Annotated in this window: 15 protein-coding genes; 9 read left to right on the forward strand and 6 right to left on the reverse strand. The window is 51.0% G+C overall.

All coding sequences use genetic code 11. The annotated features are described in order from the left end of the window. Window positions 1-164: 164 nt before the first annotated feature. Entirely contained in the window at window positions 165-707 is a 543-nt protein-coding gene (locus tag L1S32_RS09630) for a KH domain-containing protein (RefSeq protein WP_278154890.1), read from the reverse strand. 262 nt (window positions 708-969) lie between these two features. On the opposite strand from L1S32_RS09630, the gene L1S32_RS09635 reads away from it, so the two are divergent. From L1S32_RS09635 to L1S32_RS09650, 4 genes are all read left to right on the forward strand, one after another. Continuing rightward, a complete protein-coding gene (locus tag L1S32_RS09635) occupies window positions 970-2,190 on the forward strand; it encodes a glycine betaine/L-proline ABC transporter ATP-binding protein (protein ID WP_278154891.1) in 1,221 nt (406 codons plus the stop codon). Continuing rightward, entirely contained in the window at window positions 2,190-3,029 is an 840-nt protein-coding gene (locus L1S32_RS09640; protein WP_278154892.1) for a proline/glycine betaine ABC transporter permease, read from the forward strand. The genes L1S32_RS09635 and L1S32_RS09640 overlap by 1 nt, the downstream gene beginning before the upstream one ends. 90 nt (window positions 3,030-3,119) lie before the next feature. Beyond that, window positions 3,120-4,010: a glycine betaine ABC transporter substrate-binding protein gene (locus L1S32_RS09645; RefSeq protein ID WP_347403345.1), complete on the forward strand. Its 891-nt coding sequence runs from the start codon at window positions 3,120-3,122 to the stop codon at window positions 4,008-4,010. Between the two features lie 220 nt (window positions 4,011-4,230). Further along, complete coding sequence (locus L1S32_RS09650; RefSeq protein WP_278154894.1) at window positions 4,231-5,076, forward strand: glycine betaine ABC transporter substrate-binding protein; 846 nt, start codon at window positions 4,231-4,233, stop codon at window positions 5,074-5,076. A gap of 276 nt (window positions 5,077-5,352) precedes the next feature. Here L1S32_RS09650 and L1S32_RS09655 read toward each other — a convergent pair whose 3' ends face one another. From L1S32_RS09655 to L1S32_RS09665, 3 genes are read right to left on the reverse strand one after another with little or no spacing between them, the layout of a single operon-like run. Next, the gene (locus L1S32_RS09655; protein WP_278154895.1) at window positions 5,353-6,792 is read right to left on the reverse strand and encodes an NEW3 domain-containing protein; all 1,440 of its coding nucleotides are present in this window, start codon (window positions 6,790-6,792) and stop codon (window positions 5,353-5,355) included. A gap of 9 nt (window positions 6,793-6,801) precedes the next feature. Then, a complete protein-coding gene (locus L1S32_RS09660) occupies window positions 6,802-7,884 on the reverse strand; it encodes an ABC transporter permease (RefSeq protein WP_278154896.1) in 1,083 nt (360 codons plus the stop codon). Further along, the gene (locus tag L1S32_RS09665; protein WP_278154897.1) at window positions 7,881-8,807 is read right to left on the reverse strand and encodes an ABC transporter ATP-binding protein; all 927 of its coding nucleotides are present in this window, start codon (window positions 8,805-8,807) and stop codon (window positions 7,881-7,883) included. Before L1S32_RS09665 ends, L1S32_RS09660 begins: the two co-directional genes overlap by 4 nt. Before the next feature lie 342 nt (window positions 8,808-9,149). Between L1S32_RS09665 and L1S32_RS09670 the strand changes: the two genes are divergently transcribed. The 3 genes from L1S32_RS09670 (at window position 9,150) to L1S32_RS09680 (ending at window position 11,728) form a co-directional block, all read left to right on the forward strand. Continuing rightward, a complete protein-coding gene (locus L1S32_RS09670) occupies window positions 9,150-9,959 on the forward strand; it encodes a hypothetical protein (RefSeq protein WP_278154898.1) in 810 nt (269 codons plus the stop codon). A gap of 13 nt (window positions 9,960-9,972) precedes the next feature. Next, a complete protein-coding gene (locus tag L1S32_RS09675; RefSeq protein WP_278154899.1) occupies window positions 9,973-10,707 on the forward strand; it encodes a winged helix-turn-helix transcriptional regulator in 735 nt (244 codons plus the stop codon). Between the two features lie 217 nt (window positions 10,708-10,924). Beyond that, window positions 10,925-11,728 (forward strand): tetratricopeptide repeat protein, encoded by an 804-nt coding sequence (locus tag L1S32_RS09680; protein ID WP_278154900.1) that lies wholly within the window; start codon window positions 10,925-10,927, stop codon window positions 11,726-11,728. A gap of 116 nt (window positions 11,729-11,844) precedes the next feature. Here L1S32_RS09680 and L1S32_RS09685 read toward each other — a convergent pair whose 3' ends face one another. Both L1S32_RS09685 and L1S32_RS09690 read right to left on the reverse strand, forming a co-directional pair. Continuing rightward, entirely contained in the window at window positions 11,845-12,627 is a 783-nt protein-coding gene (locus L1S32_RS09685) for a serine protein kinase RIO (RefSeq protein WP_278154901.1), read from the reverse strand. 41 nt (window positions 12,628-12,668) lie between these two features. Continuing rightward, on the reverse strand, window positions 12,669-13,616 hold the full coding sequence (locus L1S32_RS09690; RefSeq protein WP_278157080.1) for a tyrosine--tRNA ligase: 948 nt from the start codon (window positions 13,614-13,616) through the stop codon (window positions 12,669-12,671). A gap of 174 nt (window positions 13,617-13,790) precedes the next feature. Here L1S32_RS09690 and L1S32_RS09695 point away from each other — a divergent pair, with 174 nt between their 5' ends. Both L1S32_RS09695 and L1S32_RS09700 read left to right on the forward strand, forming a co-directional pair. Continuing rightward, window positions 13,791-15,050: a hypothetical protein gene (locus L1S32_RS09695; RefSeq protein ID WP_278154902.1), complete on the forward strand. Its 1,260-nt coding sequence runs from the start codon at window positions 13,791-13,793 to the stop codon at window positions 15,048-15,050. A gap of 262 nt (window positions 15,051-15,312) precedes the next feature. Beyond that, window positions 15,313-16,098 carry a hypothetical protein gene (locus L1S32_RS09700; protein ID WP_278154903.1) on the forward strand — a complete coding sequence of 262 codons (786 nt, stop codon included), beginning with the start codon at window positions 15,313-15,315 and terminating at the stop codon, window positions 16,096-16,098. Window positions 16,099-16,100: the final 2 nt, after the last annotated feature.

The raw sequence follows: 16,100 nt of genomic DNA on the forward strand, positions 1-16,100 counted from the left end.
GTAAAACAGATTTAATTACTTTATTCACCGAAAACGAGCAGAAAACAGGTATATGCATTCCAGTGGAAATCATCCGTTTAATCCTTTACATTCCAGATTTCAGGGATTCATGTGTCCTTTTTGATATGCGGCATCTTCAAAAAAATGATGTGCAGATGAAGGGGTCAGTAATAATAATCGAGCATGTCGAATTTGGCCTCTTTCTTCTTGCGATCCAAAAAGGAGAAGACGGTCGCATGCGGCAGACCTTCAACGAGCATCTCGACTGCAGTCCGGGCATTCTTCACCTGATCAATCATACCGATGATGGCGACGGTCTTGCCCTGAACAGAGAGGATGGCGCCGGTCATGTCCTCAATCTGCTCACGGGCCCGTCCCTCCTTGCCGATGATCCGTCCCCGGAGACGCTCCATCTGCTTTGGTGTGGTGCAGACGCTGGAAAGGTCCAGGATGTCAAGCATCATGTCCTCATCCTCGAAGATGGTGGCTGCCCGTTCGGGGGAGAAACCCCGGTTGATGGCACGCACCATCTCTGAAGTCCGGAGGACCGCGATGGCGTCCTCCCCTTCGATCTCAACGAGGCCATCCTCAGAATCGATCCTGAGAGTGGTGCCGGTCTTTTTCTCAATATCGCGTTTGGTTTTTCCGCCTTTCCCGATGAGGACCGGGATGCGGTTGGCGGTGATTTTTAATTCAGTGGTGGTCATGGTGGGTATTCTCCCTGTATACAGTATAATGGGGTGGGAAAGGGGATAATGGTTGGTGGCGCGGAAGCTCGCGCGTCTTGTTCACACTGAAGAGAATTGATTCCGTCACATCCTGATGTATGACCAAAATCATTATATTGATTCGACCTAATAGTCCCCCAAATTGGGGAACCCAATCCATTCTTGTAAGCTCAATAGAAAAAGATTTATGTAATTCGGGATTGCCTTGGCAATTACCCAAATTTCCCGGAGTTGCCATAACATGGAAGAAATCCTGGAAGAAGAACCACAAAAACAAATCAAAGTCAGTGTCAGAAACCTTACGAAAATTTTCGGTAAATATCCTGAAGATGCTCTCGCACTTGTGAAACAGGGAAAGAAAAAACAGGAGATTTTTGAGGAGACACAGCAGAATGTTGCACTCCGCTCCGTCTCTTTTGATGTCTATGAGGGCGAACTGTTCGTTCTCATGGGTCTTTCCGGCTGCGGAAAGTCGACCCTTCTGCGGTGCATAAACCGGCTCATCGAACCGACCAGCGGAGCCATTGACATAGATGGAACCGATATCGTCGCGATGAGCGAGGATGAACTCAGGCAGGTGCGACGGACGAAGATCGGCATGATCTTCCAGAGCTTTGCCCTCCTGCCTCACCGAACTATTCTGGAGAATGTGGCATTCGGCCTTGAGATCCAGAATATGCCTGTGGAAGAGCGGGAACAGAAAGCGAGGGAGGCCATTGACCTCGTCGGCCTCTCCGGGTATGAGGAGAGCTATCCGTCCGGACTTTCCGGCGGAATGCAGCAGCGGGTCGGGCTGGCCCGGGCGCTTGCGAGCGATGCAGATATCCTCCTGATGGATGAGGCTTTCAGTGCACTTGACCCTATGATCCGCCGTGATATGCAGGATGAACTGATTGAACTTCAGGCACGGGTGAACAAGACCATCATCTTCGTCAGCCACGATCTGGATGAGGCACTCAAGCTTGGGGACCGTATCGCGCTCATGAAGGACGGTGCCATCGCCCAGGTTGGAACCGCCGAAGACCTTTTGCAGAATCCGCGCTGTGATTATGTGGAACGGTTTGTCGAAGACGTGAACCTCTCCCGCGTGCTCGTCGCAAAGGACGTGATGAAGCGTCCCGAACCGCTTCTTCCCCCTGATTCGGGGCCGAGAAATGCGCTCCGCCTGATGGAGGAGTATGGTATATCGAGCATCTTTGTCGCCGGAAAGGATCGGATGTTTCGTGGTCTTGTCACCGTTGAAGGGGCTGTTAAAGCAAAAAAACGGGAGATACCCCTCAAAGAGGTGATGGTGACAGACAGCCCGACGGTCCTGCTGGACACACCGGCACAGGAGCTGATGCCTATTATGGCGGAGACTGCCTATCCGGTGGCGGTTCTTGACGGCGAAAGGAAAATAAAGGGAATCATTGTACGGGGATCGCTTCTTGCGGGCCTTGCCCGGCTGGAGGTTGAGGTCTGATGTCAGACATTCTGCCGGTCGGTGAGGCGGCTGAAGCAGTCGTTGCATGGATCAATGAGACCTTCGGGTGGCTGCTGGATGCCATAACCACAGCCATGGATATCCTCGTGAGCGGATTTCAGGACGGGATGGCGGCTGTTCCGCCGCTTATTCTCATCGCAATCTTTGCGGTGCTTGCATGGGTGCTCACCCATAAGAACATCAAAATCGCGCTTCTGACCCTCTTCGGGCTCCTTTTTATCTATCTTTTGGACCTCTGGGCTGAGACCATTCTGACCCTTGCCCTCGTCCTCACCTCAACGGTGGTGACGCTTGCAATCGCCATTCCTTTAGGGATTCTCGCCTCACGGTCGGTAGCCGTTGATACCGCCCTCAGGCCCGTTCTCGACCTGATGCAGACGATGCCCTCCTTTGTCTACCTGATACCAGCGGTCATCTTCTTTGGCCTTGGGAATGTCCCGGGGATGATTGCAACCATCATCTTTGCGATGCCGCCTGCCATCCGTCTCACCAACCTCGGTATCCGGCAGGTGCCGGTTGAGCTCATTGAGGTGAGTGAGGCGTTCGGGGCAACGGAGTGGCAGAAGCTGATCAAGGTTCAGCTGCCGGTTGCCCTGCCCACGATCATGGCCGGTGTCAACCAGTGCATCATGCTCGCCCTCTCGATGACCGTCATCGCGGCGATGATCGGGGCGGCTGGTCTCGGTCTCAATGTCCTGATGGGTATCCAGCGGGTCGATATCGGCGGCGGGTTCGAGGCTGGCCTCTGTATCGTCATAATCGCGATCATCCTTGACCGGATCACACAGAATGTGATCCGCTCCGGCCAAAACCAATAGTGATATATATATATCCCTATCTAATTTCTCCCTAAGTCAGTTCTTAACCGTTTTCGATGGTTTTTTTCTGACAAATTGGATGTGTTTTATGTGCTACATTTAAAATCGAAAGGAATTATTCTTGTTTTGTTAGTCTTATTCAGTGTCATTTTTGTCGCCGGCTGCACGAATGAAGCCGGTTCTTCAGCACCCGAAACCGGGGCCGAAGCCGCAAAAGAGGTTTCCATCGGCTATGTGCTCTGGGACTCAGAGATTGCAAGTACGAATGTATTAAAAACCGTGTATGAACAGGCCGGCTACGATGTCGAGCTCAAGGCCGTTGATGCAGGCCCTCTGTATCAGGCACTCGCTGATGGTCAGGTCGATATGAGCATCTCGTCATGGATGCCCGCGACGCATGCCAGCTACTGGGATACCTATGGTGACTCCATTGATATGGTTGGCCAGAATCTCCAGGGAGCAAAGATTGGACTTGTCGTTCCGACGTACGTGACCATCGACTCAATTGACGAGATGAACAGTGTTGCAGACAAGTTTGACAACACCATCACCGGCATTGAGCCGGGTGCAGGCATCATGGCGGCAACCGAAAAAGCGATTGAAGAGTACGACCTCGATTATACCCTTCTTGCATCTTCGAGCGCTGCCATGGCTGCCCAGCTCACCGATGCATATGCAGACGAAAAGTGGATCGTTGTCACCGGCTGGACGCCTCACTGGAAGTTCGTTCGCTTCGACCTGAAGTACCTTGAGGACCCCAAAGGGATATACGGCGGCGAAGAGTACATCGCAAGCCTTGCCCGCATGGGCCTTAAGGAAGAGAATCCCGATGCCTATGCGATTCTTGAGCGCTTCTCCTGGGAGCCTTCAGACATGGAATCCGTGATGCTCGCTGTTGAAGGCGGAAAAACCCCTGAAGCTGCCGCACAGGCATGGGTTGATGCAAACCAGGATACCGTTATCTACTGGATCAACGGATAATTCCCTGATTTCTCTTTTTTAGCCGAAAGGTCGGAAAGGATTGTTCCTGACCGGTTACATCAAAATTTACTCCGATTAACGACGGGAGTGATGTATATATATGATCTGAGAATATGTGTTCTCACGTCAGTTTCCAACTCTTTCCCCCGGCGTGTTGTTTCTGATTCGATGGATGTGATACACCATGTCAAATTCGAAATTTAGAGGAATAATACTTGTTTTGTGTGTATTATTATGTGGGATTATCTGTGCCGGCTGCACAGATGAATCCGGCCCTTCTGAACCCGGAACCGTTCCAAAAGAGGTCTCCATCGGCTATGTGCTCTGGGACTCAGAGATTGCAAGTACGAATGTATTAAAAACCGTGTATGAACAGGCCGGCTACAATGTCGAGCTCAAGGCCGTTGATGCAGGCCCTCTCTATCAGGCACTCGCTGATGGTCAGGTCGATATGAGCATCTCGTCATGGATGCCCGCGACGCATGCCAGCTACTGGGATACCTATGGTGACTCCATTGATATGGTTGGCCAGAATCTCCAGGGAGCAAAGATTGGACTTGTCGTTCCGACGTACGTGACTATCGACTCAATTGACGAGATGAACAGTGTTGCAGACAAGTTTGACAACACCATCACCGGCATTGAGCCGGGTGCAGGCATCATGGCGGCAACCGAAAAAGCGATTGAAGAGTACGACCTCGATTATACCCTTCTTGCATCTTCGAGCGCTGCCATGGCTGCCCAGCTCACCGATGCATATGCAGACGAAAAGTGGATCGTTGTCACCGGCTGGACGCCTCACTGGAAGTTCGTTCGCTTCGACCTGAAGTACCTTGAAGACCCCAAAGGGATATACGGCGGCGAAGAGTACATCGCAAGCCTTGCCCGCATGGGCCTTAAGGAAGAGAATCCCGATGCCTATGCGATTCTTGAGCGCTTCTCCTGGGAGCCTTCAGACATGGAATCCGTGATGCTCGCTGTTGAAGGCGGAAAAACCCCTGAAGCTGCCGCACAGGCATGGGTGGATGCAAACCAGGATACCGTTATCTACTGGATTAACGGATAATTCTCTCAGCATCCCTTTTTTAATATTTCTCTGAAATCCGGGGAATGCCTTATATGATGGTATTATGGACAGGTATTGATATTCTGGCATTCATCCTGAGTCATCACCAGACGGATTACTTGCAAAAGATCAGGTTTGGCAAAGGAGTGCATGCCGTTTATTTCCGAACCGGAAATGCGTTGATACGTACTTTTCAGGTATTATTCACGGTGTGTTTCCGGGAATCGAAAAAGAGAAGGTTGATTTCCATCTCATAATGAGAAGGAAGGAATGAATTCAGCGCCGTTGGTGTTTCCTGAATGCATACCAGACGCCGCCGCAGACTCCTACAAGCAGGAGCAGTCCGAGGATGGTGACAAAAGAACTCTCTTTTATCACCATGCGGAAATCATCGCTCGTCTCGGTCTGGTCGGATGTGACCTTCAGGGTAACCTTGTATTCGCTTGCGGCAATGTTTGAGGGCGGGATGACGGTGACCGAGATCGTCTCGCTCTCACCGGGCTCTAAACTTGCCAGAGTCTTGGGTGATATGGTTGCGGTCCAGCCGTCCGGTGCGGAGATCTCAGGTCTGATGTTTGTCAGCGGACCTGCACTGCCGGTGTTTTTCAGCATGACATCAAAGGTGACCTTGTCACCCTTCCCCAGTTCATATCGGTATTTATCCGGGTAGACCTTCAGGCGGTACTCACCGCGGAGGGTTATGGCGAGCACCTCTTCATAGGTGTCACCGGCCGGGGAGGTCACGACGGAGGTGATCGAATAGTCCCCGGTATCTGTCGCGTATGCAGGAATGACTTCGAGGTAAAGGGTCTTTTCCTCTCCTGCATAGAGGAATATCTCTGAGAGGCTCTCCCCCGAATTCTCCGATTCCTTGAACCGGGTGTACCAGTCTTCCGGCATCCCGGTTGCATCCAGGCTGAAGATGCTGTCCGCCCGTCCGATATTTTTCAGGTTCATCACAAAGACCGAATTTTTGTCGAGGGATGTGGTGATGGAGAGAGTCTTGTACGATACCTCCACTGCGGTGTTCATCTTTTCGAGCAGGATATTGCCGGCATCCGTCTCGAGACCGGAATTCACCTCGACATCGACCGGGAGGGCACTGTGATATCCATCCTTCGTGATCACAAGCGTATAGTCGCCGTGCGGGAGTTCGCTTCTGATTTTTCCGTCTGTTGATGTCTGAATGGTCATGAAAGGTTCGGTGGATTTGTCCTCCATGACGGCAACGGTTGCGCCCTTCACCGTTTCACCCAGTTCATTGACGGTCGTCAGTTTAAGGACACCGCGCTCTCCTGCATGGGTCTTCGAGATGGTGATGTAGAGCCAGCAGTACCCGTTTCCTATATGTATTTTCACATAGTATTCGCCTACCGGCGTATCAGAAGAGGTCTTGACGGTAAACCCGATGTTCTGACTGGAACCCGTGGGAATGGCGGCTCTCGTGATCTCGGTCTCACCGTTCAGGAAATGATACTCCCAGTCGGAAGATTCCCCGAAGGTCTCCACCCAGAATTTTTTGGGGTCGGCGTTTCCGTTGTTGGTCACCGAGAGTGCGAATTCAGTGCTCTCCCCCGCTTCAAGCACAATGCCCGGAAAGGTGCAGTGTATCTGGACATCGCGGCCGTCCGCACTCTCCTCTGCCGCGACCGGCGTTGGGAGGGTCACCGTGAAAAGGAGAAGAATGATGAGTAAAAGATATGGCAGTTGTTTCATCGTCGCCTCCTATCTGATATCCATCCGCATGAACCGCACATAGGCACATCCCAGAAAGAGTGCCGGGAAGGCAAGGAGTGCGATGATGTTTTGGATGATCTGTCCGAAAACATCGGTATCCTCAAGTTCATAGTCATCACTCGCCCTGAACGAAATGGATGACATCATTGCTGCATAATCCGGTATCAGCAGGTTGTATGAGACTGTTTCCAGGTTCTGTGTCGGAGAGATCAGGGTGACGATGTCGGTTACCGATTGGCGTTTCTTCCAGTATTCATCAAATTCCCGTTCGTATTCCTGCCAGACTGGATTCGGTTCTTCGATTGCCATCTCTCCCGTTTCCTTTGCGGATGACACCGCTACGACGCTGAATGCTCCGTCCGACATAAACGCATCCTGGGGGAATTCAGGGGGGTCGCCGATGATCATGTTCATCACCGACCCGTTGATGAGCATCGGCAGGCTCATGAGGGCGACAAAGACGATGAGTGTATAGACAAGGGCCTTGCCACTATCGGATGCGATGGTGGACATAAACAGCGAGAGCGCGAAGTACGAGAGGATCATCAGGAATACCGCACCTCCGTAAATGATGATCTTTGCAAGTTCGTCGCCTGCAGGTACAATTCCCGCGATGAGGAGGATGGCGAAAGTGGCGATGAACGTGATGCCCAGCGCGATGGCAAGTGACATCAGGCCCCCCAATGCCTTTCCATTGATCACTTCATCACGGTAGATCGGGTGCGAGAGCAGGATCTTCAGGGATTTTGTCTCTTTTTCCTTTGATATCAGGTCAAATCCCATCGCAATCCCGAGGACGGCACCAAGCGTGACGATCAGTGAGCTGACACCGAGATAGATGGTCACGATGGAGGGTTTTCCCCATCCGTATCCGCCAGGGTATATATCATCGTCTGCGACCGACTGACGGTCGTTATAGTCCTGCAGGTTTTGTGCATACTCTGCGACCCCGGTTGTCATGCCGATGATCGTGATGATCAGGAATATCCCGAAAATAAGCAGAAATTTCTTGCTTCTGAAGTGATCACGCAGTTCTTTTTGTGCGATCACCGGTAATCCATGTGATTTCATGCCTGTTTCTCTCCTGTGTTGTAATACGAGAGGACGCTCTCCTCGATGGTTGAGCGGTCAAAGCAAAGTTGACGTATCATTACACCCTCATCCCGAAGGGTGTCTGCGATTGTATCCCTGATGTCGGAGCGAGCAGTGATGACGGCTTCACGGTTATCATTGGCGTATTCTGCCGCGATCAGATCGGGATGGATAAATTCGGGCATGGCATCACGGGTTTCCACCAGGATCTTCACCTGTTCGAGCCGGGTTGCATCAAAGGCCTGTGTAAGTTCTTTCCAGGTGCCCTGTGCCACCAGTTTCCCCCGGGATAATACACCGATGGAAGAGCAGACCAGACTGACTTCTGAGAGGATGTGGGACGAGACGAGGATGGTCTTTCCGTCTGCCGCCATCTGTCTGATTATTTGGCGGTAATCGGCGACCCCCTGGGGATCCAGGTTTGCTGTCGGTTCGTCCAGGATGATGACGGCCGGGTCATTCAGGATTGCCTTGGCAATTCCAAGGCGCTGCCGCATGCCTTTTGAGTAGCCCCCGACCGGTTTCTCCACGCCGTCGAGGTTCACGAGCGATAACAGTTCGTCAATCCGGGATTTTCGTGCGGCGGCATTCATGCCATAGAGACGGGCAAAAAAGTCGAGGTTTTCTCCGGCGGTGAGGTTTGTGTAGAAGCCGACATCTTCCGGCATATAGCCGATACGATGCTTCACCCCGATGGGGTTTTTTGCAACCTCGACCCCGTCTATCAGGCATCTTCCCGCCGTCGGTTCGATAAGGCCCGTGAGCATCAGGATTGTTGTACTTTTCCCTGCTCCGTTTGGTCCTAAGAGGCCGAATATCTCTCCGTCGGGGATCTCAAAGGTGAGATCATCGACGGCAGATATGCCGTTATATACTTTTGAGAGGTGGTCAAAGGTGATCATGGTTTCACTATTCCGGTAGGGGGAATGCAGAAAGATGGTCTGCGAATGGTTATTAGAGTTGTCGCACAGTTGTGAACATATCGGGAAAAGTTAATGATTGTGCGATAACCACGACATCCAGGACGTATGTCCGGGTATCCTGTTTGGGTTCCGGAGCGGCACGGAGGGGGCCCCCCGCTCCGGGGGAAAGGAGGAGCACGGGAAAACTGGTGGGAGACGGGACTGGTATGTGGGATGGCTGATTCAGAGAGAGGAATGGGGTGGTACGACATGTGCCGCGGGGCCGGTCAGGAAGACGATTGTGCCATATTATTCTTATCTGTTCTCATCAAACGTAGTACAATGATGCATCGGGAGGTCATCCTGTTTCTGGTGGTAATAGTACTGGTCCTTCCTGCCGGTGCTGCCGGTGACCGCAATGACCTGAATTTCCATTCCGATGCGGACTATGTGCCGGTGATATACATCACTGATACCGGCGAATATACTTCTTCTCTGACCTTCATCCCCCTGAACAAAGCACAACCGTATGTAAAGGCTGATGGTCCTGAGGGATGGGCCGGTAACGATGTTATTATCCTGAATGCTCTGGACTCAGGTGTTCTTCAGTATTTGAATGAGAATGAAGTGACGTACGAATATGGAGGTGGCGGCGGTGGCTCCGGGTATTCTGCGGGTGTTCGCGGTTCGGAGAAATGCTGCGCAGTACCGGAGCCGGGAGAGGGGGATCTTCTGAGCCTGCTGCAGGATATGATGGTTTCTGTGATGGACCTCGGGATGTTTCTCAACAATCCGCCGTATTATCTGGTCGATCTGAACCAGAAGCCGGTCGAAACCATGGATTTTTCGCCAGCCAATAATTTTGTGTCATCCGGGAGCACGAATCATCACTTTCAGCTGTATGTCCCCAAAGAAAAACGGCATCTCTGGGTCGATCTCAACTGGACCGGACCCGAGATGGGATACCAGCTAACCATATATCCGCCCGATACCGTCATCGGGCCGTTTGAAGATGCGGCCGACGGGAAGATGAATCAACGCATCTATCTGGATATCTCAGCATCGCCGCACCTTTCTCCCGGAATGTGGTACTACACGGTGACCAACCTGAACGGCGGATACAGCAACTTTAATTTCACCAACTACTATTGAAGGAGAGGCTGATATGAAGATATTCCGGTATCTGTTGCTCTGTATTGCCGTCCTGGGCGTCTGTATGGCGGGAGTATCAGCGAACCAGTATGTTGTGCAGTCGGGCTACGATCACCCGGCGGAAGGGACGATGGTCTCCCCGCAGCCCGTCTCCTTCTGGGAGCTGCCCCTCTGGATCATTCTCCTCCAGTGTGCCTGTCTGCCGGTAGAGATGATTGGCACAATACAATCGTGCGGTTTGTTCGGCCTCTACCGGATCCGTGGAGATGACGTGCTTGCAAATGATACCCGCCGGAAGATCTTCGACTGCATCCGAAGGAACCCGGGGATCCATCTGCGGGGCATTGGAAAGGAGACTGATATTACGCTGGGTACCCTTCGCTATCACATCGACCAGCTGCGACGCAGTCATACCATTGCAGCACTTGAAGATCGTGGATATACGCATTATTTTGAAAACAGCGGGACCTATTCCGCCTCTCAGCAGACGGTGCTGAAGCATATGCGGAATGCAACGACGCGGGAGATTCTTGCGGTTCTTGCAGCAGACCGGTTTGCGACGAGAAAAGATATTGCCGAATCGCTCGACATTACCGGTTCCACCGTGACATGGCATATGAAGCGTCTGGAAGAGGACGGGGTGATCGATGTCCGCACGGAAGGACGGTCTGTGTCATACATCATTCGTGATGACGCCGAATCCGTGATTCAGGAAAACCAGTATACTATCAGGGGAAAACCTGTGTAGGTCTCCACGTTCTCCAAGATTTATCTGATTTTTGAGAAGGGGAGTGTTCTGTCACGGTTTATATTCAGTGAAGAACCTATTTTGTGATTATTTTATGAATGCATTAAATAAAGAGAGTGTTAACATTGATTTCAGATAGGATTGTCATTTTTCGGAAAATCAAATAGATTAAAGGAAATTGAGCTCTCGCTCTCTCTCGATTAAACCATGGAGAATTATGACTCCTGATAGCAGGAAATTAAAAACCTATGACGAATGGATTTCTGCTGTTCAACAATACTATGAACCGGGCAACTCTGTTGAGCCGACGTATTGGTACGAACGACTACTCGAACTGAGTTCTGTTGCTGCATATGAATGGTTATGGAAAGGCGACAACCTCCGTAAACACAATGAGGATGAAAAGGCACTCTCCTGTTACGAGCGGTCAATCGAAATCGATCCAGATAATGCAGATGCATGGAATTTAAAGGCGCTTACCCTTTTCCTCTTATATAGATATGAAGAGGCAATTACCTGCTATGGTCAGGCAATCGCAATACGTCCTGAAGATGCCTATGCGTGGTTCAATAAAGGCATGTGTCTTCATGACATCAATCGGGATGAAGAGGCAATCAATTGCTTTGAAATGTTGAATGGAATCTATCCCAATGATGCATATCCATTTTACATGAAAGCGTTGTGCCTTCGCACCCTCAAACGCTACGAAGAGGAAATGACCTGCTATGATCGGGTATTAGAATTACATCCTAATGATGGGAATGCATGGCGCAATAAAGGCGTTACTTTTCAGAACCTCAATCGTTACCAGGATGCAATTATCTGCTACGATCGGTCAATAGAACTTGATCCAGATGGTGTAGATGCCTGGATGAAGAAAGGTGTTCTCCTCAATAACCTCAATCGCGAAAAAGAGGCACTTCATTGCTTTGAAAAGATAATCGAAATCAAACCACTGGGACAGAGTAAATTAATCGTCAGTTGCCTCGAATGGATAGACAAAATAAACCAACAATTGTGATGTAATTCGTTGTTTTAAAAAATTATCGAAATAATCGAATAAATAGGAAGGACTGTAACTCAGTTCTGACCTTTCCAGGGGAAATCCGGCACCATCTACGGATCTATTCAACTTCGTCAGATCTGCATCCGGTGCTCGCCGACGATGTCACTGAAGAGTTCTTCCTCGTCTCTTATTGTACATCGGTTCTCAAAGTAGCGGTTGATATTTTTGATATCTCGTACGAGGAATTTGATGGCCAACGGGTGGTTGGGGGTCACCGCCTGGCCGATGTCGATGATTATTGGGTGCTCGCCGTCCCAGAGAATATTAAACTCTGAAAGGTCGGCGTGGACGAGTTCTGCCTCATTAAAGAGGGTCTTCATCGTAGCGGTGATCTCATCATAGACTGCCTGGTAGTCATCCGGCCGGGCAAGCCGCAGCTGGGGATAGGCGACTTCATCTTTGCCCATAAACTCCATAATGAGAATGTTGCGGTCAAAGTGAATCGGGAGGGGCACCCGGATACCTGCGTCGTGGGCACGGGCCAGGTTGGAATACTCCTTCTTGGTCCATGCAAAGATCAGATCCTTTTTGGACTTTTTCACCGAGGAGAAGCGGGGATCGCCGACAATATACTCGCTAATTGACCGGAAATTGGCCGACTGGATACGGTATATTTTAATGGCAATAGGCATCTCCTCGCCTTCACCGTAGAAGACGTTTGCCTCCTTTCCGGTGGAGATGGAGCCTCCGATTTCCTTAATCAGCTTCTTGTGCACCAGACGGTAGAGGGAGAGAAGGGTTACGTCGTCAAAGACGTTTTCAGAGACCTTAAACTGGTCGGCATCCCGTATCCGGACTCCCATCCGTTCAGTTTCGCGGTCAAAGCGTTCGATGAGTTCGTCTCTTTTTCCCATGGTGTATGTGTTCTCCGGTGTTTTTGTGTATGAATCTGTTTTCACTCGCCGTTCATGAATGCACGGGCGTCTGCCAGTGCCTCAATAAGTCCATTGGAAACAGCGGCCTTCAAATCTGCCGGGTGGACGCTGCCTGCACCGTATGCGGTCTCCATCTCTTCATAGGAGGAGAAGGTGGCGTCACCGCCGAACTTCTCCGGGCGGTGTATCGTGACGGTACCGAGGCGGGGAAATACGTGGTACTTCAGGGTCTGAAGCACCGGATTCTCTTCTATCTCCGGCGGGCAGAAGGCCTTCTTCATCTTCTTTGCGATGGTCTCCTCTGAGTCGGCAACCGAGATATAGTTCCCGGAAGACGAGGCCATCTTCTTGCCGTCAAGGCCGTTCAGGATGGGGGTGTGGATGCAGAGCGGTGCCTTAATGCCGATGGACGGGAGGTGTTCACGGGCGAGCATGTGAATCTTGCGCTGGTCGATGCCGCCGACTGCCGCGTCCACATTGAGGTGAGCGATGTCCACCATCTGCATGATAGGGTAGACCATCTGGGAGACGGTGGGGTTGTCCATCTGGCGTCCGACCTCGTTCATGGACCGGGTGGCCCGGTTGAGGGTGATGCGCTGTGAGAGCATCAGCACGTCGAGCTGATACTCCGGGGAGAGCTGGAAATCACTGCCCAGCACAAATTCTGCATCTTTCAGGCCGACTGCCTCGAAACAGCGGCGGTTATAGTCCGCGAGCTCCCGGACTTCGTCCATGGTGCCCTTGCGGTTCAGGTATGCGTGAAGGTCTGCTAAGAGGACAACGACCTCAAACCCTGCATTCTGCAGGTCGATGAGTTTATTGATGGTGACGAGGTGGCCGAGATGAATCTCGCCGGACGGTTCATATCCGGCGTATACCCGTTTTTTGTCCTGGGAAAGGACAGAGCGGAGTTCTTCATCCGTGACGACTTCAACCGTATTTCGCGTTGCAAGCGCGTATGACTCCATTATTAATACTGTGGTGTGCAGCGCATTAATGGTTGCTTCGGGCACAGGGAGGATAAGGGGGGAAACGGTTCCGTATTTCCCGGATGATGTGGTGGGGTATCCGTTTCCCCGGAGTCTCTGCTGCACATTCTCTATACCGAATGTTTATCAGGAAATGTGTGACAACGATGATGTATGTCTCTCAATGACCGATGGATCGGTGCAGAGTTATCCGGTGTTGAGAGGGAGCTTGCCTGCAATACAAAATATGAGAACGTCGGGTATGTTGAATATTACCGGAATGACCCGCGGTATTTCTATCTGCATCCGTCTCCGTTTCTGAAGACCAGACCGTCTGTGCTGTACGTTGCCGATCCGTCCGTGGTCCCGCAGGGGCCGCCGCCGGAGCACCGGTTTATCCGGGTGCATGTCATTGACGAGGAGAGACAGCCTCTGGATGCCATGGGAAATGATTGGCTGACGTTCCGTGATATCGGAGGGTGGGAGGAGTTTGATGTCTCCTCTCTTGCACGGCAGCGCAAAATAATGGATTTCCATGAAGTGATCGAATTTTTTGCGTATCCCTATGACGGCGAAGCGGACTGCATTGAAGAGATTGCAGGGTGTTCTGCATTATTTGCATTCTCCGCACCCCCAATGCATGATGAAACGGGCGGCATACGCTCAGCGGTATTCGGGAAAAAGCATCAATGGGATGTGTTCAGGCGCCCGTTTGAAATAATTCCGAAAGAATTCAGGCGGGTCAACTCCTACTATTATTATCTCTTCTCGAATACCGAGACTGCTGTCCGGAAATCAGAGGGAGAGATTAATCAGGCAGTTCTCAAACCGCAGAAATTAATTGCCGATATTCCGGTTGCCATCGACAATGAATCCGGCAAAAAACTGTCCCCGGAATATCGTGATGTCCTCAAAGAAGAGTCGGGCATTATCACCGGACAACTCCTGGACGGCCTCTTTATCAGACCAGAATCAACAGCAGCGATTGAAAAAGTGATGACAGAGGCAGTATACGAACTGCGTGAAGAGTATCTTTCCTCAGGCCAGCGGCCGTTCCGGCAGAATATCTCGGGTGCCATTCCGAAACTCGCGTCTTCGTATGCCAGATTGCAGTCAAGTTCTGACATCCGGAAAGATGATATCAAATATGTCATGGACCTGTGGTCGTCCATGTCGCATAAGACCGAAAAAATCCAGTCCTCGGCCCTGAAAGTGCGGGATGCCTTTGCCCTTACCGGGGATGCGAAGACCCTTTATTACCGGCTGTCTGATGTCTATGGGGCCGATTGTCCGATTCCGTTTAAAGATGCAGTGAAGACCTCCTCTCTGGATCCGCTTGATTTTAAACTGGCGTATGAATCACTCGAAGAACGCGGGTATTGTCTCATTGTAAAAAATAATCTTACTCTTCTTGAACCATATACGAAAGAATAAATCATTTTTATCGTGGCATCAGAATTGAATTGAAACGCCGTTCGCTCAGAGATTCTGAGCGGAAAGGTTTATCGGGTACATTTGAGCCGGCAGAGCAAAAATGGGGTATCTGGTCTGTGAAATATTTCAGGATACGGTAAAGGATGTGAGAATACCGTGCTTGTGCCGCCATGCAACACGGAAAAATATTGCCTTCGGGCACATTTCTGTGCCGGTTTTCTTTTGAGATATATTTAAATGTTTTTAAATAAATCTTCTCGCCATGGGTGTAAGGTATCGATCATCATTGTGCATATCACTGGCACTGCTCCTTTTGTTTCTGCTGATATGTGTGCCGTCTGCTGCTGTCATTGCAGAAGTTACGAACGGAACCCTTCTGGAATCCCGGAATGAGGGTGAATTAATACAATATACCATGGAAGTGAGCGGCATCCCCAAGCAGACGCGGATTATTGAGATGACAACAGATCTCATGCCTGTGCCGGGCACCAGCCTCTGGCAGCCGGAAGTGAGTGGCTTCATGGTATCCGGGGGGGATGCGGCATTAAACGACCACAAAATTGAGCTGACAGAGGACGGTGAATTTCCGGATGCAATCAACGTAACCGTATCAGGCAGGGTGCCCGTGCTGACATCGGTAGAGATCGTTGACGGAGTTGTGGTAACGAAACGGATCACACAGACAACAGGGTATGTCTACTACCGCATTCAGGCACTTGATGAGAACCGTGATATCCTTGGATCAGGCACAACCGAGACTTTTTCGGTGAAGATCCCGGATGACGAACAGTTCACGGCACGGCTGAACGCGGTCACCGACCCGGATTTGAGAGCCCTGATAGACGACCTCTACTCAAGGGGGCTCCGGGATGAGGCAAACGACCTTCTGGAATATGCCGAAGCACCGAAAGAGTCAACGCTGCCGGTGACCATGGCGATTCTGGTGTCCGTAGTGTTGCTCGTGGGGGGATTTGGGGCCGGAATGGTATTCGGTCAGATGCGGGCGAAGAACATGCAGGAATTTCAGAAAGAATACAAGGGGGACTGAAA

The organism is Methanogenium sp. S4BF, assembly GCF_029633965.1.
In the GTDB taxonomy this organism is placed as follows: domain Archaea; phylum Halobacteriota; class Methanomicrobia; order Methanomicrobiales; family Methanomicrobiaceae; genus Methanogenium.